20 protein-coding genes are annotated in these 21,038 nt (G+C 69.3%); 9 read left to right on the forward strand and 11 right to left on the reverse strand.

What is annotated here, in order from left to right:
• Positions 1 to 142 precede the first annotated feature (142 nt).
• The gene (locus BST13_RS32560; protein ID WP_083169518.1) at positions 143 to 904 is read right to left on the reverse strand and encodes a CPBP family intramembrane glutamic endopeptidase; all 762 of its coding nucleotides are present in this window, start codon (positions 902 to 904) and stop codon (positions 143 to 145) included.
• Positions 905 to 935: 31 nt separating this feature from the next.
• Positions 936 to 1,718: a DUF2470 domain-containing protein gene (locus BST13_RS32565; RefSeq protein ID WP_083169520.1), complete on the reverse strand. Its 783-nt coding sequence runs from the start codon at positions 1,716 to 1,718 to the stop codon at positions 936 to 938.
• A 128-nt stretch (positions 1,719 to 1,846) separates the two neighbouring features.
• Here BST13_RS32565 and pheA point away from each other — a divergent pair, with 128 nt between their 5' ends.
• Both pheA and BST13_RS32575 read left to right on the forward strand, forming a co-directional pair.
• The gene (gene pheA / locus BST13_RS32570) at positions 1,847 to 2,773 is read left to right on the forward strand and encodes a prephenate dehydratase (RefSeq protein WP_083169522.1); all 927 of its coding nucleotides are present in this window, start codon (positions 1,847 to 1,849) and stop codon (positions 2,771 to 2,773) included.
• Positions 2,770 to 3,456: a histidine phosphatase family protein gene (locus BST13_RS32575; protein ID WP_083169524.1), complete on the forward strand. Its 687-nt coding sequence runs from the start codon at positions 2,770 to 2,772 to the stop codon at positions 3,454 to 3,456. The genes pheA and BST13_RS32575 overlap by 4 nt, the downstream gene beginning before the upstream one ends.
• A 6-nt stretch (positions 3,457 to 3,462) precedes the next feature.
• Here BST13_RS32575 and BST13_RS32580 read toward each other — a convergent pair whose 3' ends face one another.
• The 3 genes from BST13_RS32580 to BST13_RS32590 form a co-directional block, all read right to left on the reverse strand.
• Positions 3,463 to 3,651, reverse strand: coding sequence for a hypothetical protein (locus BST13_RS32580; protein ID WP_083169526.1), 189 nt, complete (start codon positions 3,649 to 3,651; stop codon positions 3,463 to 3,465).
• A 132-nt stretch (positions 3,652 to 3,783) separates the two neighbouring features.
• Positions 3,784 to 4,134 (reverse strand): metallopeptidase family protein, encoded by a 351-nt coding sequence (locus BST13_RS32585; protein WP_083169528.1) that lies wholly within the window; start codon positions 4,132 to 4,134, stop codon positions 3,784 to 3,786.
• A gap of 3 nt (positions 4,135 to 4,137) precedes the next feature.
• Complete coding sequence (locus BST13_RS32590; protein ID WP_083169530.1) at positions 4,138 to 5,565, reverse strand: septum formation family protein; 1,428 nt, start codon at positions 5,563 to 5,565, stop codon at positions 4,138 to 4,140.
• Between the two features lie 135 nt (positions 5,566 to 5,700).
• Here BST13_RS32590 and serS point away from each other — a divergent pair, with 135 nt between their 5' ends.
• Together serS and BST13_RS32600 are read left to right on the forward strand one after the other, a co-directional pair.
• On the forward strand, positions 5,701 to 6,960 hold the full coding sequence (gene serS, locus BST13_RS32595; protein WP_083169602.1) for a serine--tRNA ligase: 1,260 nt from the start codon (positions 5,701 to 5,703) through the stop codon (positions 6,958 to 6,960).
• Between the two features lie 13 nt (positions 6,961 to 6,973).
• Entirely contained in the window at positions 6,974 to 10,291 is a 3,318-nt protein-coding gene (locus BST13_RS32600) for an ATP-binding protein (RefSeq protein ID WP_083169532.1), read from the forward strand.
• A gap of 3 nt (positions 10,292 to 10,294) precedes the next feature.
• Here BST13_RS32600 and BST13_RS32605 read toward each other — a convergent pair whose 3' ends face one another.
• A complete protein-coding gene (locus tag BST13_RS32605) occupies positions 10,295 to 10,978 on the reverse strand; it encodes a hemerythrin domain-containing protein (protein WP_245839899.1) in 684 nt (227 codons plus the stop codon).
• 119 nt (positions 10,979 to 11,097) lie between these two features.
• Here BST13_RS32605 and BST13_RS32610 point away from each other — a divergent pair, with 119 nt between their 5' ends.
• On the forward strand, positions 11,098 to 11,913 hold the full coding sequence (locus BST13_RS32610) for a DUF5718 family protein (RefSeq protein WP_083169534.1): 816 nt from the start codon (positions 11,098 to 11,100) through the stop codon (positions 11,911 to 11,913).
• 10 nt (positions 11,914 to 11,923) lie between these two features.
• On the opposite strand, the gene BST13_RS32615 is transcribed toward BST13_RS32610, so the two are convergent.
• From BST13_RS32615 to BST13_RS32630, 4 genes are all read right to left on the reverse strand, one after another.
• Positions 11,924 to 12,259, reverse strand: coding sequence for a PH domain-containing protein (locus BST13_RS32615; RefSeq protein ID WP_083169536.1), 336 nt, complete (start codon positions 12,257 to 12,259; stop codon positions 11,924 to 11,926).
• Positions 12,256 to 13,827: an MBL fold metallo-hydrolase gene (locus BST13_RS32620; protein WP_083169538.1), complete on the reverse strand. Its 1,572-nt coding sequence runs from the start codon at positions 13,825 to 13,827 to the stop codon at positions 12,256 to 12,258. Before BST13_RS32620 ends, BST13_RS32615 begins: the two co-directional genes overlap by 4 nt.
• A gap of 85 nt (positions 13,828 to 13,912) precedes the next feature.
• Positions 13,913 to 15,091 (reverse strand): saccharopine dehydrogenase family protein, encoded by a 1,179-nt coding sequence (locus tag BST13_RS32625; RefSeq protein ID WP_083169540.1) that lies wholly within the window; start codon positions 15,089 to 15,091, stop codon positions 13,913 to 13,915.
• Positions 15,088 to 15,930, reverse strand: coding sequence for a PaaX family transcriptional regulator C-terminal domain-containing protein (locus BST13_RS32630; RefSeq protein ID WP_083169542.1), 843 nt, complete (start codon positions 15,928 to 15,930; stop codon positions 15,088 to 15,090). Before BST13_RS32630 ends, BST13_RS32625 begins: the two co-directional genes overlap by 4 nt.
• Positions 15,931 to 15,969: 39 nt before the next feature.
• Here BST13_RS32630 and BST13_RS32635 point away from each other — a divergent pair, with 39 nt between their 5' ends.
• The 4 genes from BST13_RS32635 to BST13_RS32650 are packed head-to-tail and all read left to right on the forward strand — an operon-like array spanning position 15,970 to position 19,400.
• Complete coding sequence (locus BST13_RS32635) at positions 15,970 to 16,968, forward strand: alpha/beta hydrolase family protein (RefSeq protein WP_425437083.1); 999 nt, start codon at positions 15,970 to 15,972, stop codon at positions 16,966 to 16,968.
• A gap of 42 nt (positions 16,969 to 17,010) precedes the next feature.
• Positions 17,011 to 17,805, forward strand: coding sequence for a lysophospholipid acyltransferase family protein (locus tag BST13_RS32640; protein ID WP_083169546.1), 795 nt, complete (start codon positions 17,011 to 17,013; stop codon positions 17,803 to 17,805).
• A 6-nt stretch (positions 17,806 to 17,811) separates the two neighbouring features.
• Positions 17,812 to 18,570 (forward strand): lysophospholipid acyltransferase family protein, encoded by a 759-nt coding sequence (locus BST13_RS32645; RefSeq protein WP_083169548.1) that lies wholly within the window; start codon positions 17,812 to 17,814, stop codon positions 18,568 to 18,570.
• Positions 18,570 to 19,400: a Cof-type HAD-IIB family hydrolase gene (locus BST13_RS32650; protein WP_083169550.1), complete on the forward strand. Its 831-nt coding sequence runs from the start codon at positions 18,570 to 18,572 to the stop codon at positions 19,398 to 19,400. The genes BST13_RS32645 and BST13_RS32650 overlap by 1 nt, the downstream gene beginning before the upstream one ends.
• Here the strand turns inward: BST13_RS32650 and BST13_RS32655 are convergent.
• Entirely contained in the window at positions 19,397 to 20,995 is a 1,599-nt protein-coding gene (locus BST13_RS32655; RefSeq protein ID WP_083169551.1) for an N-acetylmuramoyl-L-alanine amidase, read from the reverse strand. The two genes, BST13_RS32650 and BST13_RS32655, sit on opposite strands and share 4 nt — an antisense overlap.
• Positions 20,996 to 21,038 lie beyond the last annotated feature (43 nt).

The raw sequence follows: 21,038 nt of genomic DNA on the forward strand, positions 1-21,038 counted from the left end.
GCGACGGTGTGGGTGGATTGGGCGGCCAGGCGGGCCGGTGATGTGGATCGCGCCGGATCACCTGCGACGGCTCACGGCGGGGCCGTGGCGGCGGGTACCGGTTGTCGTCCACAGGAAAAATGTACGTGCCGGACGCCTTCGGCTACTGCAACCAGCCCAGATGGCGCGCGACGAGTGCGTAACCGACGAACGCGACGGAGTCGATGATGGTGTGCGCGATGATCAGCGGCCACAGCCGGCCCGTGCGCTGCCAGGCGTAGCCGAACACCAGGCCCATGACGATGTTGCCGACGCCGGCGCTGTAGCCCTGGTAGAGGTGGTAGGCGCCACGCAGCAGGCTTGAGATCACCAGGGCGCGGCCAGGGCTGATGTCGAGCTGGCGCAGCCGCGTCAGCAAGAACCCCACCACGATGATCTCTTCGGCCCAGCCGTTGGCGAAGGCCGCGCCGATCAGCACGGGGATGCGCCACCAGGTGTCGTAGAGCTCGGCCGGTTCCACATTCGCGGACAGGCCGAGCAGCCGCGCCGCGGCGTACAACGCCAGCCCGGGAAGGCCGATCAGGGCGGCCAGTCCGAGCCCGCCCAGCCCGTCGGCGCGCCACCGCGGCCGGCCGAGGCCGATCGATCGTGGGCTGAAACCGCTGCGCCACAACAGATACAGCGCCAGGGCTCCCCAGGCCAGCAGCTGCACGATGCCTGCCAGGTGCAGGCCCAGGTCGATGAGGTCGAACGGCGAGCGTTTCGGGTTGAGCGTGATCTTCTGGCCGGACAGTCCGAGGAGCACGGCCTCGGTGAGCTTCAGCAGCGCGGTGTACGCGCTGAGTCCGAACGTGACGGCCAGGACGACGGCGATCTCGATGCGCAGCCCGCGCCGCTGTGGGTCGGTGGACGGGGCCGCGGTCACCGGAGCAACGGTAGCCGTCGTTCGCGAGGGGTCAGACGCGCCGGGCGCGCAATCCGTTGAGGAAGGGGCAGCCCATGAGGATCCGGATCGCCTGGTTCAGACCGGTGACGTCATCGACCGGCTTGGCGAACGGCAGCCGCACGTCGTGATCGCCGTCGGCATTCTCGACGCGCAGCTGCACGCCGTAGCGATCCAGGCCCAGCGGCCGCACCCGGCCCTGGCGCAGCGCCATCGGCAGCCGCGTTGCCAGGCGTTCGACCACGTCGCGGTGGGCCGATTCCATGTGCTGCAGCCAGCAGGATTCCATGGTGCAGAACGGGTCTGGGCGGGCCTGCAGGAGTGCGCCCAGTGCGACGGACTCCGCGCCGGTCGAGTCGGCCACCACCACCGACTCGATCTCCAGGCGCAGCAGAGCGTAGCTGTCGTCAGCCGTCTCGGATCCGGTGTTCACCTGAAGCAGCGCAGGATTCGGGTCTTGGGCGGCGATGAGGTCCAACAGGGGCGCAACGGTCTCGGCGGGCACCTGCTGCAGGCAGCCGCGGACCCACACCAGTGAGCGGACGGGTTCGCGCAGGGGCAGCGGCGCGTAGTCGGTGAGCTCGAGGACGGCTTGCACGCCGGCCGAGCCGGACGACGTCAGCACCGAACTCACCGGACCGGCGGCAGGCACGGTGATGGCGAACGAACCGTCGTCGAGCAAGTGGTGCACGGGCGATGCCACCGGCTCGATGCCCTCGACGGCAAGCATGGCGCCCCCGCCTCGTGCGCAGGCGCTGCGGATTCGTTCAGCTGTCGTCGGTGCCGCTGGGGCCATCTCGCCGCCTTTCGTCGCTACGTGTCATCGTTAGTGAGGTAAGCCTAACTTAACTGGCTGTGGCGAAAGTGCAAGCCTTACCCTTTCGCCGGGCGGGTCCCGGTGACCGAACCGATAGGGTTGGCACCGTGCTGCGCATCGCCTATCTCGGCCCCGAAGGAACCTTCACCGAAGCGGCGTTACTGCAGATGGTGACCGCCGGGCTGATCCCCGGCATCCCTGACGGCAAAGCCGAGTTCACGCCCGTCCTGACCGACACCACACCGGGTGCGCTGGCAGCGGTGCGCGACGGCGCGGCCGACTACGCCTGCGTCCCGATCGAGAACTCCATCGAGGGTTCGGTGCTGCAGACCATGGACAGCCTCGCGGCAGGCAGCCCGTTGCAGATCTACGCCGAGTTCACGCTCGACGTCGCATTCACGATCGTCACCCGACCAGGCCACACCGGCCCGGTCCGGACGGTGGCCGCTTTCCCGGTTGCCCTGGCGCAGGTGCGTCGCTGGTTGGCGGCCAACCTTCCCGACGCCGAGGTGGTACCGACCACCTCCAACGCGGCGGCCGCGCACGACGTCGCCGAAGGCCGCGTCGACGCCGGTGTGAGCACCCGACTGGCCGCGCAGCGCTGCGGGCTCGACGTGCTGGCCGACCGTGTCGTCGACGAGGCCAATGCCCGCACCCGGTTCGTGCTCGCCGGACAGCCCGGCCCGCCGCCGCCCGCGACCGGCGCCGACCGGACCTCGGTGGTGCTGCGGCTCGACAACGTGCCCGGCGCGCTCGTCGCGGCGATGACCGAGCTCTCGATCCGCGACATCGACCTGACCCGGATCGAATCCCGTCCCACCAGAACAGAGTTGGGCACGTACATGTTCTTCCTCGACTGCGTCGGGCACATCGACGACGATTCGGTCGCCGAGGCACTCAAAGCGCTCTTCCGTCGTTGTGCAGATGTGCGATATCTGGGTTCCTGGCCGACTGGATCGGCGGCGGGCGCACTGCCCCCGCAACTCGACGAGGCTTCGCAGTGGCTGACGCGGCTGCGTGGAGGAACGGCATGAGCGGACGGCTGATACTCGTCCGGCACGGCCAGTCTCTCGGCAACGTCGATCGGCGCCTGGACACCCGGCCGCCCGGCGCTGAGCTCACCGACCTCGGCCGCGACCAGGCGCGGCAGTTCGCCGGGGCGCTCGGCAACCGCCCACACATCGTCGCCCACTCGGTGGCCCGTCGGGCCGCCCAGACCGCGGCCGGCATCGCGGGCGAGGTGGGACTCAAACCCCACGAGTTCGAGGGCGTCCACGAGGTCCAGGTCGGCGAGCTGGAGAACCGCAACGACGACGCGGCCATCGCCGAGTTCAACGGCATCTACCAGCGCTGGCATCGCGGCGATCTGAACCTGGCCATGCCCGGCGGCGAGAGCGCCAGCGACGTGCTCGACCGGTACGTTCCCGTGCTCACCCAGCTGCGGCTGCGCTACCTCGACGACGACGCCTTCACCGGCGACATCGTCCTGGTCAGCCACGGCGCAGCCATCCGCTTGGTGGCCGCGGTACTCGCAGGCGTCGACGGTGGATTCGCGCTCGACCATCACCTGGGCAACACCGAGTCAGTGGTCCTGGCGCCCGTCACCGAAGGGCGGTGGAGTTGCGTGCAATGGGCCCAGCTGACCCCGCCGTTCTACCCCGAACCGGCCGTGCGGCCGACGGAAGAGGCGCTGCGCGCACCCGACCCGATGGGCTGAGCGGAGCTAGATCGCCAACGCGATGTCGCGGCCGCACGGGCAGCCGATCGACTCGCAATCGATGCTGAAGGTGTGTGCGGATTCCGGTGTGGTGCAGCCGTCGTCGGTGCACTCCGCGCGGTACCGGACGTGGTGGATGACCGTGCCGTGGCAGTGCTCCAGCCCGGCCAGACAATCTCGGCACTGGATGCTCATGGCCCGTTCATAGCACCGTGGACCGACACCGTGTGGTTGCCGCGCGGGTCAGCCCCAGCTTTCTGGTCTTCGCGCAAGCGCTCATCCCCAGCTTTCTGGTCTTCGCGCAAGCGCTCATCCCCAGCTTTCTGGTCATCCCCACCCCAGCTCGTGGAGCCTCTCGTCATCGATCCCGAAATGATGCGCGATCTCATGGATCACCGTGATCGCCACCTCGTCGACCACCTCTTCCTCGCTGCTGCAGATGTCGAGGATCGCGTCGCGGTAGATCGTGATGGTGTCCGGCAGTGACCCGGCATACCAGGAGTCCCGCTCGGTGAGCGCGACGCCCTGGTAGAGACCGAGAATGTCGGGCTCGTCAGGATTGCGGTCCTCGACCAGCACCACGACGTTGTCGATCGCGGCCGCCAGCTGAGGCGGGATCAGATCCAGGGCGTCGGAAACCAGCTCGTCAAACCGTTGCGGGCGCATCCGCGCGGCCACGGATCACGGTCCCGGCGGTGCGGGCGGAACCTCGGGTGCCGGTCCCGGTGCCGGCCCGGGCGCGGGCTGGCCAGCGGCGGGAGCCGGTGGCGGTGCGTCGCCCGCCGGGGCGGGTGCCGGCGCGGGCTGGTCGCCTGCTGGCGGTGCGGCAGGTGGCGGCGGGTTGGTGTTCGACGCCGGTGCCGGCGCGGCCGTGCTGGCTGCCGGCTGCTGCGGCATGTGCTGGGTCTGGTTGCTCGACGACGATGAACCCGACGAGTTCGACGACGACCCGGACTGCGAGCTCGACGACCCGGAGCTCGAGGATCCCGATTGCGAGCTCGACGACTGCGATCCGGCTGACGAGGTGTCGGGCATGGGGATGGGCGGCAGGTTGAGCCGCTCCTCGGGAATGTCCGGCGGTGCGACGGGCGGCTGCCCGTTGATCAGCAGTTGGCCCTTGGCACTGTTGACCAGGGTGGACCAGCCGCCGTTGCCCAGGGTGGCGCCGATGTTGCAGGACACCTGGTGGCTGCCCGCCGACCAGCTGGGCAGCGAGATGGTGCTGTAGCTGAGCGCCAGCGTGGTGGCGCGCAGCTGCACCGGCGCCAGGTAGGCGTCGGTCAGCTTGGTGCAGCTGTCCTTGATGAACGAGTCCTGATCGGGATCCGCAGGCAGGCCGCCGGGGAACTTCTCCGCCAAGTTCACCGCGCCGGTGACCTCCATGGCGTGCGGCGCTGCGCAGTCGACCGGTACATCGGTGGGCTGGTTGGTGGCAGGGTCGATGCCCAGGCAGGTGCCCGCGGCCCACACCTTCGACTGGTCGATGTCGGCCACGTTGCCCCGGAACGGCAGCTGGGTGTCGCCGGGACCGAGCAACTGCAGGCCACACAGCATGCGTCGCTCACCGGACTGCTTCCAGGCCTTCTCACCGGACCACAGCAGGCCGATGGTGAACTTGCCGTTCGGGTCGAACTTGGGGCCCAGGTACGACCGCAGGGCAGGCGTGCACTGCTCCTGGCTGATCTGCGCGACGCGTTCCTTCGACGGCGGCGCGGCGTTGGGGCCGTACTCGGTGCCGGGGAACGTCTTCATGTCGATGGACTCGGCGACCTCGAAGCGGTGCTCGTCCTTGCAGGCCACGATGTGGGCGGCGTCGGGGTTGGTGCCCGGCCAGTTCAAGCAGTCGCCGGGCTTGACGTGATCGAACGTGTCGTTGCCGCGGGGCCCCAGCGAGATCGAGCCCGCGCTGAGCCCGGTCTCAGATCCCGTGCCGTGCGAGAACGCCGTGATCAGTCCGGCGATCAGGAGGCCACCCAGCGCCGTCAGCAACAGCACACGTCGCGCCGACGCGGCGTGCAAACTGCTCCACCACTTCCCCCACTTCCGATCATCATCGGTCCGGTAGGGGAGCAGATCGTCTTGCTCGGGTGCCTCCAACATCGCGTCCATTGTGACAGGCGTGTCAGGCCATGTGACAAGTGATGCGGTTGTAACGTTATGTGGTTGTGCTTGCCGACGGCTGAGGAGCAGGTATCGGCTACCTCGGATGCACGGCAGGCGTCGGCGAAAAGTATGGTTGCGCCCGTGATCGACCTCAAGCTGCTGCGCGAGAATCCGGACATCGTTCGCGCTTCGCAACGGGCCCGCGGTGAAGATCCCGCGCTCGTTGACGCACTCCTGGACGCCGACGCCTCGCGGCGGGCGGCCGTGTCGGCCGCCGACAATCTGCGCGCCGAACAGAAGGCGGCCAGCAAGCTGGTCGGCAAGGCCTCCCCGGAGGAGCGCCCGGCCCTGCTGGAGAAGGCCAAGGATCTGGCCGAGCAGGTGAAAGCCGCCGAGGCGGCGCAGGCGGACGCCGACACGGCCTTCACCGCCGCGCACATGGCGATCGCCAACGTCGTCATCGACGGTGTGCCGTCCGGTGGCGAGGACGATTTCGTGTTGCTGGACACGGTCGGCGAACCCCGGGCCATCGAGAACCCGAAGGACCATCTGGAACTCGGCGAGGCCCTCGGCCTGATCGACATGGAACGCGGCGCCAAGGTCTCGGGCTCGCGGTTCTACTTCCTCACCGGGCACGGCGCGCTGCTGCAACTCGGCCTGCTGCAGCTGGCCGCCCAGCTGGCTGTGGCCAACGGGTTCACACTGATGATCCCGCCGGTCCTGGTACGCCCAGAGGTCATGGCGGGCACCGGTTTCCTCGGTGCGCACGCCGAGGAGGTGTACCGGCTGGAGGCCGACGACCTGTACCTGGTCGGCACCTCCGAGGTGCCGCTGGCGGGCTACCACTCCGACGAGATCCTCGACCTGTCGGCCGGCCCGCGGCGCTACGCCGGTTGGTCGTCGTGCTTCCGCCGCGAGGCGGGCAGCTACGGCAAGGACACCCGCGGCATCATCCGGGTGCATCAGTTCGACAAGGTCGAAGGCTTTGTCTACTGCAAGCCCGAGGACGCCGAGGCTGAACATCAGCGGCTGCTGGGCTGGCAGCGCCAGATGCTGGCCGCCATCGACGTGCCCTACCGCGTGATCGACGTCGCCGCAGGGGATCTCGGCTCGTCAGCGGCACGCAAGTACGACTGCGAGGCCTGGGTGCCCACTCAGCAGACCTACCGCGAGCTGACCTCGACGTCCAACTGCACGACGTTCCAGGCGCGGCGGCTCGCCACGCGGTACCGCGACGAGAACGGCAAGCCGCAGATCGCCGCCACCCTCAACGGGACGCTGGCCACCACCCGCTGGCTGGTGGCGATCCTGGAGAACCACCAGCAGCCCGACGGCAGCGTGCTGGTTCCCGAAGCCCTGGTGCCGTTCGTCGGCACCGCGGTGCTGGAGCCGGCGAAGTAGTCACACCGCGGCCATGACTGCGGTGGACCCCGTGCGGGTGAGCGTGCTCGGCCCGGTACAAGCCTGGGTCGGTGACGCACCGGTCGATCTCGGGGCCCGACTGCAGCGCGCGCTGCTGGCCCGGTTGGTGACGGCGCACGGGCACACCGTGTCCGTGGACCGGCTCATCGACGATCTCTGGGAAGGCGAGCCGCCGCCCAAGGCGTTGTCGGCGCTGCAGGTCTACGTCTCGCATCTGCGGCGTGTCCTCGAGCCGGGGCGGCAGCGCCGGGCCCCGGCCAGTGTCCTGGTGAGCGCCGCGCCCGGATACTGCCTGCGGCTTCCGGTCGACGCCGTCGACTCGTGGCGGTTCGAGGCGAAAGTCACTGCGGCATATGAAGAATCGGACCCGCAACAGCGCGTGTGCCTGCTCGACGAGGCTTTGGCCGACTGGGCGGGCGACCCGTTCGCGGGCGTCGGCGACGCGTTGTGGGCCGCGCCGGAGGTGGCCCGGCTGAACGAATTGCGACTGGCCGCGGTGGAATGCCACGCCGCCGCCTTGGTCGAGCTCGGCAGGTACGGCACCGCGATCGCGGCGCTGGAACGCCATGTGGGGGATTGCCCGGGGCGCGAGAGCGCCGCGGCCGTGCTGGCCACCGCGCTGTACCGGGCCGGACGGCAGACCGACGCGCTGGAGGCGCTGCGCCGCACCCGCGAACATCTGGTCGACGAGCTGGGACTGGAGCCGGGCCGGGCGTTGCGCGATCTCGAGCGCGACATCTTGCGTCACGCCGATCATCTGGAACCCTCGCAGCCGCAACCGCGCCCGGAGCCGGCGACGCAGTTCGCGGCAACCGACCGGCCGGATCGGTCGGCGTACGGCCGCGCCGAAGAGTTGGCCGCGATCGATGACGCTGCGCGGTCCGTCGCCGCGGGCGAGCGCGCGGTGCTGTGGATCGGGGGTGAGGCGGGCTCCGGCAAGACCACCCTGGCAGAGGCCGCCGCGGCGCGGCTGCGGGCAGCGGGATGGCGCACGGTGCATGGCCGCTGCCCTGAGGTCGACGGGGCGCCGGCAGGCTGGGCGTGGACCGAGGTACTGCGCGAATTGGTCGACCCCGCTGTGCATTTGGACGACCGGCACGTACTGGCCCCACTGCTGCACGACGGCGCGGCAACCGAGGCAGGGACGTTCTGGTTGGGGCAGGCGGTTGCCGACGTGGTGAGCGGGGTCGCTGACGGCCAGCCGCTGGCCGTCGTGCTCGACGATCTGCACCGCACCGACGGTCTGACGCTGGAACTGCTGCGGCTGGTGACCGACCGGATCAAGGGGTGCCGGGTGCTGGTGATCGGTACCTATCGCCCGTCGGAGGACCGCGGCGAGCTGCAGGTGGCGCGCGCGGCGCTGACGGTCCACACCGCGGCGCACCTGATGCTGGGCGGGCTGGACGCCGCGGCCACGGCCACACTGGCCGCCGACTGCGGACTGGTCGCCGTCAGCGGAGAAGCCCTGCGGCTGCTGCGGGAGCGCACCGACGGCAACCCGCTGTTCGTGCGGGAGCTGGCCCGGCTGATGGCCGCCGAGGGCCCGGATGCGGTACGGGCCTCGGTGCCGGTGGGTGTTCGAGATGTGTTGCGCCGCAGGCTCGCCCGATTACCGGGCCCGACGGTGACGGCGCTGCGTCAAGCTGCTGTGCTGGGACGCGACATCGACGTCGACCTGCTTGCCGAACTCGGCCGCGGCGATCCCGACGACCTCCTCGATGCGCTGGAGCCGGCCGTGCTGCTCGGTCTGCTCGACGAGCCCGTCCCGGGCCGGCTGCGGTTCGCCCACGCGCTGGTGCGCGACACGCTCTACGAAGACACCTCGAAGCTGCGTCGCTCCCGGCTGCATGCCGCGGCGTTGGACTTGCTCACCGCGCCCGGCCGCTCGGCCGACCCGGCCGCCCTGGCACATCACGCCGTCGCGTCTGCCACCGCTCAAACCGCCTTGGCCGCTGCAGCTTTCGCGACCGAAGCGGCCGGCGAGGCGGATTCGGTCGGCGCCCACGCCGAGGCGGCCAGGCAGTGGCGTGCGGCGCTGCAGATGCTCGAACTGGCCGCGAGCCGCCGCTTGCAGCCCGAGCCCGCCGCCGTGGAGCGCGAGATCGACGTCCGCTGTGGGCTGATCTCCGCGCTGGCGCAGTCGGGCGACGCCGTCGCGGCGCGGGTGGAACTGAAGGCCGCGCTGCAGCTGCTGTCCGACAAGTCCCGCGACGACCTGACCGTGCGCGTCCTCACCGCGTGGGACACCCCACTGGTGTGGCGCGACCGCGAGTACGACGAATCCGACGAACAGATGATCGGGCGGCTGCGCCGGATGCTGGCGGGCGAGGTCAGCACGGTCGACCGGATCAAGCTGCTCAAGGCGCTGTTCGTGGAACTGGAGGGCACCGATCCCGATGGTGCGTTGGCGGCCAGCACCGAACTGCTGGACCTGGCGCGCCGCGTGTACGCCGAGCAGCCGGAGTCGTCGGGGCGGTTGCTCTGTACAGCGCTCAACGTCCGGGCCTACTGCTCGCTGGGGCCCGACCTCGACGCCGAGCGCGAATCGATCGCCGCCGAGCTGCTACAGACCGCGGAAGCCGCCGAGCAGGCCGACTATCAAGCGGTCGCGCACTGGCTGCTCTCACTGGCGGCCGGGAATCGCTGCGATCTGGAGGCCGCCAAACGGCACGTCGACCTCGCGGTGGCGCGGGCCGGTACGGGCCAGCTCGTTCATCTGCTCGGGGTGCTCGGCCTGTTCCGTGCCCGCATGTACCTGTTGGCGGGACGCCTGGACGAGGCGGTGAGCGCCTACACCGACCTGGCGGCACGCATGGTGGAGAACGGCGCCGCCAACGGGGCCAAGCTCGCGATGGTGGGCCGGGTGACGGGTGAATTCTGCCTCGGCGATCTTGGTCTGTTGGCCGACGAGCTGGTGTTCTTCTATCGCGAGGTGTCGGTCGCCGCGCTGGATGCGGCGGTGCTGGCGCTGGCGGCGCGCGATCGCGAGGCGGAGGCCCGTCGGCTGTGGCAGGACCGCGGGCCCATCGAGCGGGCCTATTTCTGGCTGCCGTTCACCGTGCTGCGGGTCAATGCCGCGGTGGCGCTGGGCGACGTCGACGAAATCCGGGCGCGGGCGGCGGAACTGATGCCCTACTCCGGCCGGATCGCCGGACTCGGCGTCGACGGGTTGATGGTCGGCCCGGTCGACGACGCCCTCGCCGCGGCCGCCGACGCGCTGGGCCGGCCCGATGAGGCCCGCGGCTACCGCGAATTCGCCGCGGCGCTGCGCGACCGGCTGGCGGCCGAGGCCCGGCGCTTCATCGACTGAGCGTCACCGGCCGAAGACGGCCCGTTCCAGCCGACGGTGCCGCACCCGCAGCGCGGCGAGCAGGATCCGCAGCCCCAGACCCGCGTGCTGCGCGAACTCGGTGCGCTCGTCGTCGGTCATCACCGCGAGCGACCGGGGCCCGTCGAACGACATCCGCGCGCCGTCCCGGGCGGCGGCCTCCACAGCCGTCCAATCCGCCACCGAGACGTGCTCGCTGATCAGCGCAAACACTTCCATCTCTTCGTCGTTGATGTGGTCGGTCAGCAGTGTCGAGAGCTCGGCGAGTTCGATGGCCATCAGACCGGCGACCCGGCGGTCGCCCATCGACAACCGGAACGCCGCGGCCCGCGCGCGCAGTTGGTCCAGCCGCGGATCCAGCGCGGCGTGGTCGTCGGTCAGCTCGCTGAGGTCCAAGTGGCTGCCCACGCTGGCCTGGATGACCGGCCACAGCACGGTGTCCTCGGTGCTGTGGTGGTGATGGATCGAATCGCAGAGCATCTCCACATAGCGCGAGATGGCGCGGGCCCGGCCGGGCGTGCAGATCACGTCACGGTCGCGGACCGCCATGGCCAGCTCGGTCAGGCGGGTCAGATCCGCCAGCATGGCGCGGTGGGCCAGGGTGATGCCCAGCAGATCCGGTGCGGGGTCGCCCGCGCGGCGGGGTTCGACGGTGACGGTGGTGGGCACGGCGGTACTCCTCGGACTGGGTGCTCGGACTCTGGGTGCAATGTCGGAGAACAGCCTGACGGCGGCCACTTAAGCACGACTTGTCACCGGCTTGTCGCGCCCACAGTAGGGTTGCAGCCATGATCGATATCGACCTTGCCGAGCTGCGGAATTGGTTTGGGTTCGGCGTGGCGGGTAACTTCGCCGGCCATCTCGAGCAGGCGGGGGAGGCCGGTGATTTCGTCAAGGTCGTCACCGAAGGCTATGCGCCCAAAGGTATTTTCCCGTGGTACGCACCTGGCCGCGACGACTTCCTCGGCGAGTTCCCGTTGTCCAACGACGCCATCGTGCTGCCCGCCGCGGGGGAGAGCAACGGGCCGTTGAACCTGCAGATCGAACCCGAGGTCGGGGTCGCCTGCCGGGTGGTGTGGAACGGCGACACCGTGGTGCGGTTGGAGCCGTTCGCGCTGGGTGCGTTCAACGACTGCTCGATCCGGCGGCCCGGTGCCCCCAAGATCAGCTACAAGAAGAACTGGGGCCCGGCATCGAAAGGCGTTGCGCCGCAGTTCTTCGACATCAGTGACCTGACCCCCGACGGCCCGACGGCCACCATGCGGTTGGTCTGCTTCCTGCGGGACGGGGACGGTGAGCAGCACGCCTATGGCGTCGACTCCCCGTTGGTCGGTTATTCGTACTACGGCGAGGTGCTGCTGGACTGGATTGTCGAGCGGTTGGCCAACCAGAAGGGTTCGGCGGACACGCCGTTGGAGGATGTCGGCGCCCTGATGGTGGCCAGCGGGCATCCGCGCAACGTGCTGATCGGCATCGGCGCGACCCGCTACACGCCGCTGGGAGAGTCGACCTTCCTCAAGCCGGGCGACGAGGCCATCGTGCGGGTCTACGACACCGTGACAGACGCGGCATCCGAACTGCGACAGGTGGTTTCGGACAGCTGAGCCCTCGTGGTCACGCCTTGTGCAGCACCTCGTCGAGCATCTGGGTGAACTTCTCCGGATCGGCCGGGGTGAAAGCCGGCCGCCAGTAGGATCCGTCGATCTCGAGAGTCACGAGGGTCGACCGCAGTGGCCGCCCGACATCCAACGGCAGCCACCGGCGCAGATCCGAACTGCCCCACAACCGGAAGCGGTGCAGCATGTTCAGCGACTCGGCCTTGTAGGTGCGGATGTCGCGCAGCGGGATGACCTTCGAAGTGCCCGACGGAAAGTGGTAGCGCCGCAACGTGATCGCCTGACGGTCCAACTGGATCAGACCGTCGTCGTAGTACTGGTGCGGTGCGCTCACAACTTGGCGTCCGGCATTTTCTGCTCCTCGCGTGCGCACCTCAACTCGTGTCCCTTGGTGGTCAGGCACTTGCCGTTCTGCAGGTTCCACTGCCAGCCGTGCAGGTTGCAGGTGAGGGTGTTTCCTTCCACCACACCGAATTTCGACAGGTCCGCCTTCAGGTGCGGGCAGCGCCGCTGCACCTCCCAGCCGTCGAGCGTGATGGTGGCGGTGTCGTCGTGCGCCTCGGCGAACCAGCCGTCGGCGTAGGCGATCCGCTCGTCGGTGAGGCATTTGAAGAACGTGTACAGATACTCGTTGTAGCCACCGACGCGCCAGGCCCGGAAGCGGGTGGACAGGAAGATGGTGTTGACCCAGTCCGGCTCGTTGTCGCGCAGCACCGTCCGGACCAACTCGGGCGCGATCTCGAATCCGTAGCGGAACTTCTCGTCGGCAATCGGTTCGCGCACAGAGCGTTTCGGGAAGTCCAGCACCACCGTCTCGGCGCCGAGGCGCAGCTCGACCGGGTAGCCGATGCCGTCGCAGATCTGGTCCGACTGCAGCATGATCGGTTCGAAGACCGCACGCAGCGGTTCGAGCAGCGGTTCTCCGGCGGCGGGCGCCCAGCCGGCTTTCTCCGCGGCCAGCACGGGGGCCATCCGCTGGGCGTAGTCCTCGATGTAGGCGGCCTTGCCGGTGGTGAACACGGCCTCGGGGTCTTCGATCGGATGGCTGAGCCCGTTCAGCTCGGAGCCGGTGAAATCGGCGACCGACCCGGGCACCATGAGCAGGCCGCGGTCATGGCCGTGGCTGCGCATCTGATCGAGGAACACCACCTGGTCGGGGAAGATGTTCGCCGGGTCGCCATGGTCGTCGTTGAGGTCGCGCAGCTCCGGGTCCAGGAAGCAGGGCGGACCGGCCGACGGGATCACCCAGGTGGCCCCGACCTGGGCGATGTACTGGCGGCAGCGGTCCATCTGGCGCTGGCGCTTCTGGATACCGAAGGCCTCCTTGGCCCGCTCGGGCATGTCGTAGACCATCGGGTACCAGATGGCGCCGGAGTACTGCAGCATGTGCACGTCGATCTGGCCGAAGTCGGCATGCAGCACGTCAAGGTCGACCGGCCGGGCGTCGTTCATGTTGAACGCGGTCGTGACGCCGTCGGACACCACCAGTCCGGAGTCGCCGATCGGGCCGTCCGCGGGGGCCCGCAACGCGATGATCATGACGTCGAGGTCGCCCTTGGGCCCGCTGACGGTGTGCTTGACCGAATCCGTGGTCTCGAAGAACGTGTGGAAGCCCAGCTTCTCCAGCTCGCGGCGCAGGTCCGGCACGGGATAGTCCGGCAGCAGCACCACGGCGTCCTTGTTGACGTGGCGGCGCAGGTTCTCCGGGTCGAAGTGGTCCTTGTGCAGATGCGAGACGTAGAGGTAGTCGACGTCGCCGAGCGCCGCCCAATCCAGCTGGCTGTTGTCGGGGAACGGGAACCACGACGCGAAGTACGCCGGGTTGACCCACGGATCGCACAAGATGCTGCCGGCCCTGGTATCGATCCGGAAGCCGGCATGTCCGACGCTTGTGACCTGCACGAATAGCCTTTCGATTCAGAACATGGAGCGCCAGCCAGCCTAGCCGGAATCCGGCGACGCGCCGAAGCGCCGCTGGCCAGCGGTGTCAGTACGACTCGACGACCAGGCACTCGGCCAGTCCTATGCCCAGGTGCGCGGCCAGACCGGCGAAGAACGCGTCGCGGTCGATGACGGCATCGGGGGGATGCACGCCGGGCTCGGTCGCGAGGCCGGTTGCGATCTGGGCGGCACCGAGGGCGAGCGGGACCCCGGTCGCCTCGGCCATGCCGGGTGGGAACCCGGCGGGTGTCAGCCGGGCCAGCACTCGGCGGCGTTCTCCGCCGCGGGTACCGGTGAGCGCGGCGAAGAACGGCGGCAGCTCGCCGGGTGACTCGAAGCGGTGGGTGCGGGCGGCTGATCGCAGCGCGGTCCAGCCACCGGGGGTGGCCAGCCGTCGGGCGGCGGTGTGGATGTCGATGCGGTCGCGGTCGATGTCGGTCCGCAACACGTCGAGGTAGGCGGCTGTGGAGCGGCGCAGGACCATGGCGTTGACGACATCACCGCTGGGCCGCAGGGTGCGGTGCAGTGTGACGGGTTCGGGGTGTCCCACGGTGTAGGCCGTGCCCGTTCGCCCGCCGGGCAGTCGCAGCCGGACCGGTCGCAGCGGTGGTTCGTGGCTGACATGGCCGCCGCGCACCACCGCGACCGTGCCGCTGAGCTGTTGCATCCAGTGCACGACGGCCGCCGACGGTTGTCCGTCGTCCCGTAGCAACGCGGCGTCCGCATCGGTCAGCACGCCTGCCCCGGGTGGGTCCACCGGCCACGCCGTGCAGATGTCGTGCACGGTGTCGAGTTGGTCGGCACCAAGCGCCGCCAGCAGATTCGACACCCCGGGACTGGCGCCCATGCCGATGATCGCGGTCACCCCGGCCGCGTGTGCGGCGGTATGGAGGTTGAGCAGGCTCAGCGTCGGCTCCCAGTCGTCGCAGATGTCGACGTAGTGCGTGCGCGTGTCGATCGCGGCCCGCAGCACGGTCGGACCGAACAGGTAGTACGGGCCGACGGTGTTGATGACCAGGTCGGCTTCGGCGAGCAGGGCGTGCAACGCTGCCACGTCGGTCACGTCGATGGGCTGCGCGCGCACGCCGACGGTACGGGCGAGCGCCGCAGCACCTGCGTGGTCCCGGTCGGCGACGACGATATCCTCGAAGATGTTGAGCGCGCTGGCTTTTCGGACGGCAGTGGCTCCCATTGCGCCCGCGCCGCCGAGCGCCACCAGCTTCATGGTCTCCCTGCGAGGGTGTCGTGGTAGCGCGTGAAGAGTGCGGGCGCGGTGGCGTCGGCCAACGCGCTCAACCGTGCCCAACAGTGAGCGAACGCGGCTCTGGCCGTCGCGCCGATCCACGGTTGTGGCAGTAATTCTGGCGCGAGCAGGGGATCGGGCTCCATGGCCCGGGTGAACTCGATCGCCAATTCGATACCGATGCGCACGCGTTCGGTCCCGGGCAGATGGTCGCGCAGGGCCGCGTCGCAGGTACGGCTGAGTTCCAGCAGGCGGTGGTGCCGAGCCGCGATATCGTCAAGCGGCCAGAGTCGCGCTGCGATCTGCTGTGGCGCGGTGTGCTCACCGACGGTGAGATCCGTCGTGGTCAGTTGCGAAACATACTGGGCCACATCAAGTTCGGCCACGAGCGTGGTGACGTGGGGCTCCCACGGGTTGGCCGATACGTACAGACCGCCTTGGATCGGGGCACCGCCGAGTCGCACGATGCCGTCGCGCATCGCGTCGCGGGCCGGGCGCAGGGATTCCGGGATCGCGAAGGCCACCAGGTGCCAGCGCCCATCCCACGGCGCGTGTCCACCGTCCTGCTCGTAGGCGTACCGGACGAACTCCACGTCGGGATCGAGGGTTTTGCGCAACGCGGCGCTCGCCCGCAGCAGTGCCCGCCTGCCGCGGCCCTCTTGCGTGAACTGCCCCTCGGTCACGGCGCGTCGGATGCACAGCCGGACCTGTTGGTCGGTCATGCCGAGTGCGTTGCCCACCGCGTACAGATCGCCGGTGTCGATCGTGGCGTCGGCGCGCACCATGCTCTCGAGCAGCACGCGGGTCGATATTTCGTTCATAACGTATACGATCGTAACATGAATGAACGATTACGGCGGTTGGTGCGGATCGGGCTGGCGGTGCTTCTCGTCGTCACCGGGTCGGCGGGCTGGATCGTGGGCCAGAACGAATACGCGCTACGCGAGCGTCAGGTGACCATCACCGGCGGTGCGCAACCGCTACAAGGTGTGCTGGCTCTGCCGAAGCGTGGCCACGGCCCGTTCGGACTCGTCGTGTTCGTCCACGGCGATGGTCCTGTGGACGCCACGCATGAGACCTTCTACCGACCGATCTGGGAAGCCTTGGCGCAGGCCGGGTATGCCTCACTGGCGTGGGACAAGCCGGGGGTCAACGGCGCGCCCGGCAATTGGCTGGCGCAGAGCATGGACGACCGGGCCCGCGAGACCGCCGACGCCATCGCGTGGGCACGGCAGCTGCCCGACATCGACCCGGACCGGGTCGGGCTGTGGGGCGCGAGCCAGGCCGGGTGGGTGATGCCCAAGGTCGCAGCGGCTGACCCGCGGCTGCGCTTCATGATCGCCGTGTCCCCGGCGATCAACTGGTTGCAGCAAGGCCGTTACAACCTGCTGGCCGAGTTGGCCGCCGCGCACGCAACCCCTGTCGAGGTCGACGCGGCACTGGGCCGCCGGGAACGCAATCTCGAGCTGCTGCGCCGCGGCGCCGGCTATGCCGAGGCGCTCGCCGCCGGGGCGGCCGACGGGATGTCGGCAGAGCGGTGGGGTTTCGCCGAACGCAACTTCACCTCCGATGCCTCGGCCGATCTCGCACGGGTACGCATCCCGGTCCTGCTCATGCTGGGCGGCCGGGACGTCAATGTCGACGTCGCCGATACCGAGGCGGGGTATCGCTCGCATCTGCCGGTGCCTGCCCTGCTGCAGATCGCGCGGTACCCCAACGCCACCCATTCGCTGGTGCCTGCCTGGATCGAGAACAGCGGCGTCCTGAGCACTCTCGTGGCGGTGTTCGCTCCGCGTCGGCTGTACACCCCGGGCGCCCTGACTGCGCAGCGGGACTTCGTCGCCAGGGTCGGCGGGTGACCGCGTACCCGCCCTGCGGGGCTGCGCACTACGCTTGCGGCTGTGGAACCGGTGTACGGGACTGTCATCCAGCTCGCCCGGCTGGCGTGGCGGCTACAGGGCCTGAAGTTCACTGTGACCGGGGTGGAGAACCTGCCCGTCACCGGCGGAGCGGTGGTGGCCATCAACCACACCAGTTACTTCGACTTCACCTTCGCCGGCCTGCCTGCGTATAAGCAGAAGCGGGGCCGCAAGGTGCGGTTCATGGCCAAAAAAGAGGTGTTCGACAACAAGATCACCGGGCCGATCATGCGCAGCCTGCGCCACATCGAGGTGGACCGCGACAACGGTGCATCCTCCTACGATGCGGCTGTCGAGTACCTCAAGGCCGGTGAGCTGGTCGGGGTGTATCCCGAGGCGACCATCAGCCGCAGCTTCGAGATCAAGGGCTTCAAGTCCGGCGCCGCGCGGATGGCGATCCAGGCCGGTGTGCCGATCGTTCCGCACATCGTCTGGGGTGCTCAGCGAATCTGGACCAAGGGGCATCCGAAGAAGCTCTACCGGCCCAAGGTGCCCATCTTCGTCACCGTCGGTGAGCCGATCCAGCCGACGCTGCCCGCGGCCGAGCTGACAGCCCTGCTGCATTCCCGGATGCAGCATCTGCTCGAGCAGGTGCAGGACGCGTATGGGCCGTACCCTCCCGGCGAGTTCTGGGTGCCGCATCGCCTCGGCGGCGGCGCGCCGTCGCTGGCCGAAGCCAACCGCATGGATGCCGAGGAGGCCGCGGAGAAGGCGGCCAGGCGGCGCGCATTGGGAGAACAGACCGGGCCCGCCGAGCCGACTGGTGCGTCGGGGTAGGTCCGGATGGAACCCGTTTTCCGAAGTTTGGAAATCGCAGGCAAGCTGGCGGTTCGGGCCACCGGAACCAGGATCACCTTCCGCGGCGTGGAGAATCTGCCGGCGAAGGGCGGCGCCGTCGTCGCGATCAACCACACCAGCTACGTCGATTTCCTGCCCGCCGCCCTCGCCGCGACCGAGCGCGGCCGCCGGATGCGCTTCATGATCAAGGCCGAGATGCAGCAGGTGAGACCGGTCGATTTCCTGATCAGGCACACCGGGACGATTCCCGTGGACCGCGAGGCGGGGGCGGGCGCCTATGCCCTCGCGGTGCAATCGTTGCGCCACGGCGAGCTCGTCGGCGTATATCCGGAGGCCACCATCAGCCGCAGCTTCGAACTCAAGGAGTTCAAGACGGGTGCGGTGCGCATGGCGTTGGAGGCCGACGTGCCGATCGTGCCGCTGATCGTCTGGGGCGTGCACCGGATTTGGACCAAGGACCATCCGAGGGCGTTGGGGCGCAAGAAGTTTCCCGTCACCGTAGAGGTGGGGCAACCGCTGGCGCCGACCGGCACGGTCGAGGAACTGGACGCACGGTTGCGCACCACGATGACGGATCTTCTGGACCGGGTGCAGCACGACTACCCGGCGCCCGCGGGACAGTACTGGGTGCCGCGCCGACTGGGTGGGTCGGCGCCGACGCTCCAGGAGGCCAAACGCCTCGACGAGGCCGAGTTGGCCGAACGTGCGCGCAAGCGGGCGGGTAAAGCGACAGGAAACAATTGATGGCGATCGATCCGAGGCCGGGGCTGATCGCCACGGACGTTGACGGAACGCTGCTCGACGAGGACGAGAAGGTGACCCCGCGCACGCGGGCAGCCGTGCAGGCCGCCGTCGCGTCAGGCGCGGTATTCGTACTGGCGACGGGCCGGCCGCCGCGCTGGATCACGCCCGTCGTCGAGGGCCTGGGGCTCGCGCCGCTCGCGGTGTGCGCCAACGGCGCGGTGATCTACGACCCGGCCACCGACCGGATCGTCTCGGCGAACACGCTGCTGCCCGACGCGCTCGGTGAGCTCGCCGAGATCGCGAACCGGGTGATCCCGGGTGCGGGCCTGGCGGTCGAGCGGGTGGGCGTCTCGGCGCACGATGCGGCCACCCCGCAGTTCGTCAGCTCGCCGGGTTACGAGCACGCGTGGCTCAACCCTGACAACACTGAGGTGTCTCTCGAGGATCTGTTGTCCCAGCCCGCCGTCAAGCTGCTTGTCCGCAAGGCGGGGGCACGCAGCTCCGACATGGCCGCCGCGCTCGTCGAGCATGTGGGTCTGCTCGGCGACATCACGTACTCGACCAACAACGGTCTGATCGAGGTGGTGCCGGTGGGCATCAGCAAGGCCACCGGGGTGGAGCAGGTCGCGGGCCCGCTCGGGCTCAGCGCCGTCGACGTCGTGGCGTTCGGCGACATGCCCAATGATGTGCCGATGCTGAGTTGGGCCGGGCGCGGCGTGGCCATGGGTAACGCCCACCCCGACGCCCTGGCCGCGGCCGACGAGGTGACCGTCACCAACGCCGACGACGGGGTGGCGCGGGTGTTGGAACGCTGGTGGGGCGATCGTTAGGTGATCGGGGTGAACCGCTCCAGCTGAACTGGCTGCTGGTCGGCAGGCGGAGGCGGGAGTTCCTGCGGAACCCCGTCGACCACGCGCGTCACGGTGCCCTTCTCGCGGTCGAAGTTCAGTGTGCCGTGCTGGAAGTTCTGCCCGATCCACAGCGGTTCGGGGATCTCGCCGCTGGTCGGCAGTCCGAGGATGCCGCGTTCGAAGCCGAGCGAGCCCCAGGCTTCGTAGAGGGCCCCGGTCACCGGCTGGGCGCCGCTCTCCGGTGACCAGTAGATCGCGCCGCGCTCGAAGGTGGCGTAACGGGCGGACCCTGCCGCCGCGGTCTCGGGTGAAGTCGGGTTGCCGAGGAGCCCGCCCGAGGCGCCGAGGGATTCCCAGCGTGCGTAGATGGCGCCGCCCCGCATCTGTTCGGCCAGGTCCGCCGGGCCCGGCGGCTGGTTGAACCGGGCGGCGATGTCGCGGAGGCGGTCCATCTGGGCGTAGGCCGCGTTGCCCGGGCATTCGGTGTTGCCGACGTCGCGGTGGGTGAAGATCGTCGGCAAGGTCGGGGTCGCGCCGAGCGGGAAGTGGGTGAACGAGCCGCCTGCGGAGGTGAGGACCACGCTGCCCTTGGGGTCGACGTGATCGAGGCCCAGGCGCCAGCCCAGCAGCCGTCCGACCGTGTTCAGCTGAATCTCGGTGGGCGGTACATCGTTGAAGTCGCCGATCATCGCCACACCCCAGGTGTCGCGGTTGAACCCGCCGGTGTGCGAGCCTTCGACGGCCCGGTTGATGCCGCCGGCCCGGCCCTCGAACACCTGGCCGTACTTGTCCACCAGCGCGTTGTAGGCGATGTCGCACCAGCCGAGCGTGCGCGCGTGGTACTCGTAGATCGACCGGACGATCCCGGCCGAGTCTTCCGGTGCGTAGTCGTTGCTGCCTGCCGTGTGATGCACGACGGCGGCGCGAACGTTCCTGTCGTACACCGGGTTTCCGCATCGCATCGACTCGTCGGCGCCCCACTGGGCGCGCGTGATGACGTTGGGCGGCACACCGGGCGGAGTGGCGGCGGTGGGCAGCGGCCCGGTGTCCACCGGGGCCCTCGGCGGGGCGATGAGGACTGCGTTGACGGTCTGGGGGAGGGGCTGTTCGACGGACGCGGGCCGGTAGCCGAGGCCGGGCTGCTGCGGTCCGGGGGGCCGGTTCGCAGGCAGAGCGTGGGTGACGGCTATCTGCACTGTGGTGGTTTTCCCGACGAACACCGGCTCGGTGCCGCGCGGTCCGGGTCCGCCTTCATTGCCGACGCCGTCGAGGTTCTCCGCCTGGTACCACGGTCCCCAGGAACCGTCGGCTTTCTGCGCCCGGATCTTGGCCGAGGTACCGCTGAGGTCCTGTGCGGTCAGGGCGACCATCGAGAACGGGGTGGCCTGATGGATCTCTCGGACGCTGTCGCCGCTCCGCAGATTGTCCAACGGTTGCTGGGTGAGCACCGGTCCAGCGTGTGCGGGGTCGTTGTGGTTGCCCCCGGGCACCCCGTCGATCGCCCAGGGGAGGACGACGACCGTTGCCGCGAGCGCAGTGAAGAGCAGTGGCGGCGCGGTACGGCGGGACAGCACGGACTGATGTTACGTATGTGTCTGTTGTTACGAATGTTTCGAC

Origin of the sequence: Mycobacterium aquaticum (assembly GCF_002086485.1) — a bacterium.
In the GTDB taxonomy this organism is placed as follows: Bacteria; Actinomycetota; Actinomycetes; order Mycobacteriales; family Mycobacteriaceae; genus Mycobacterium; species Mycobacterium aquaticum.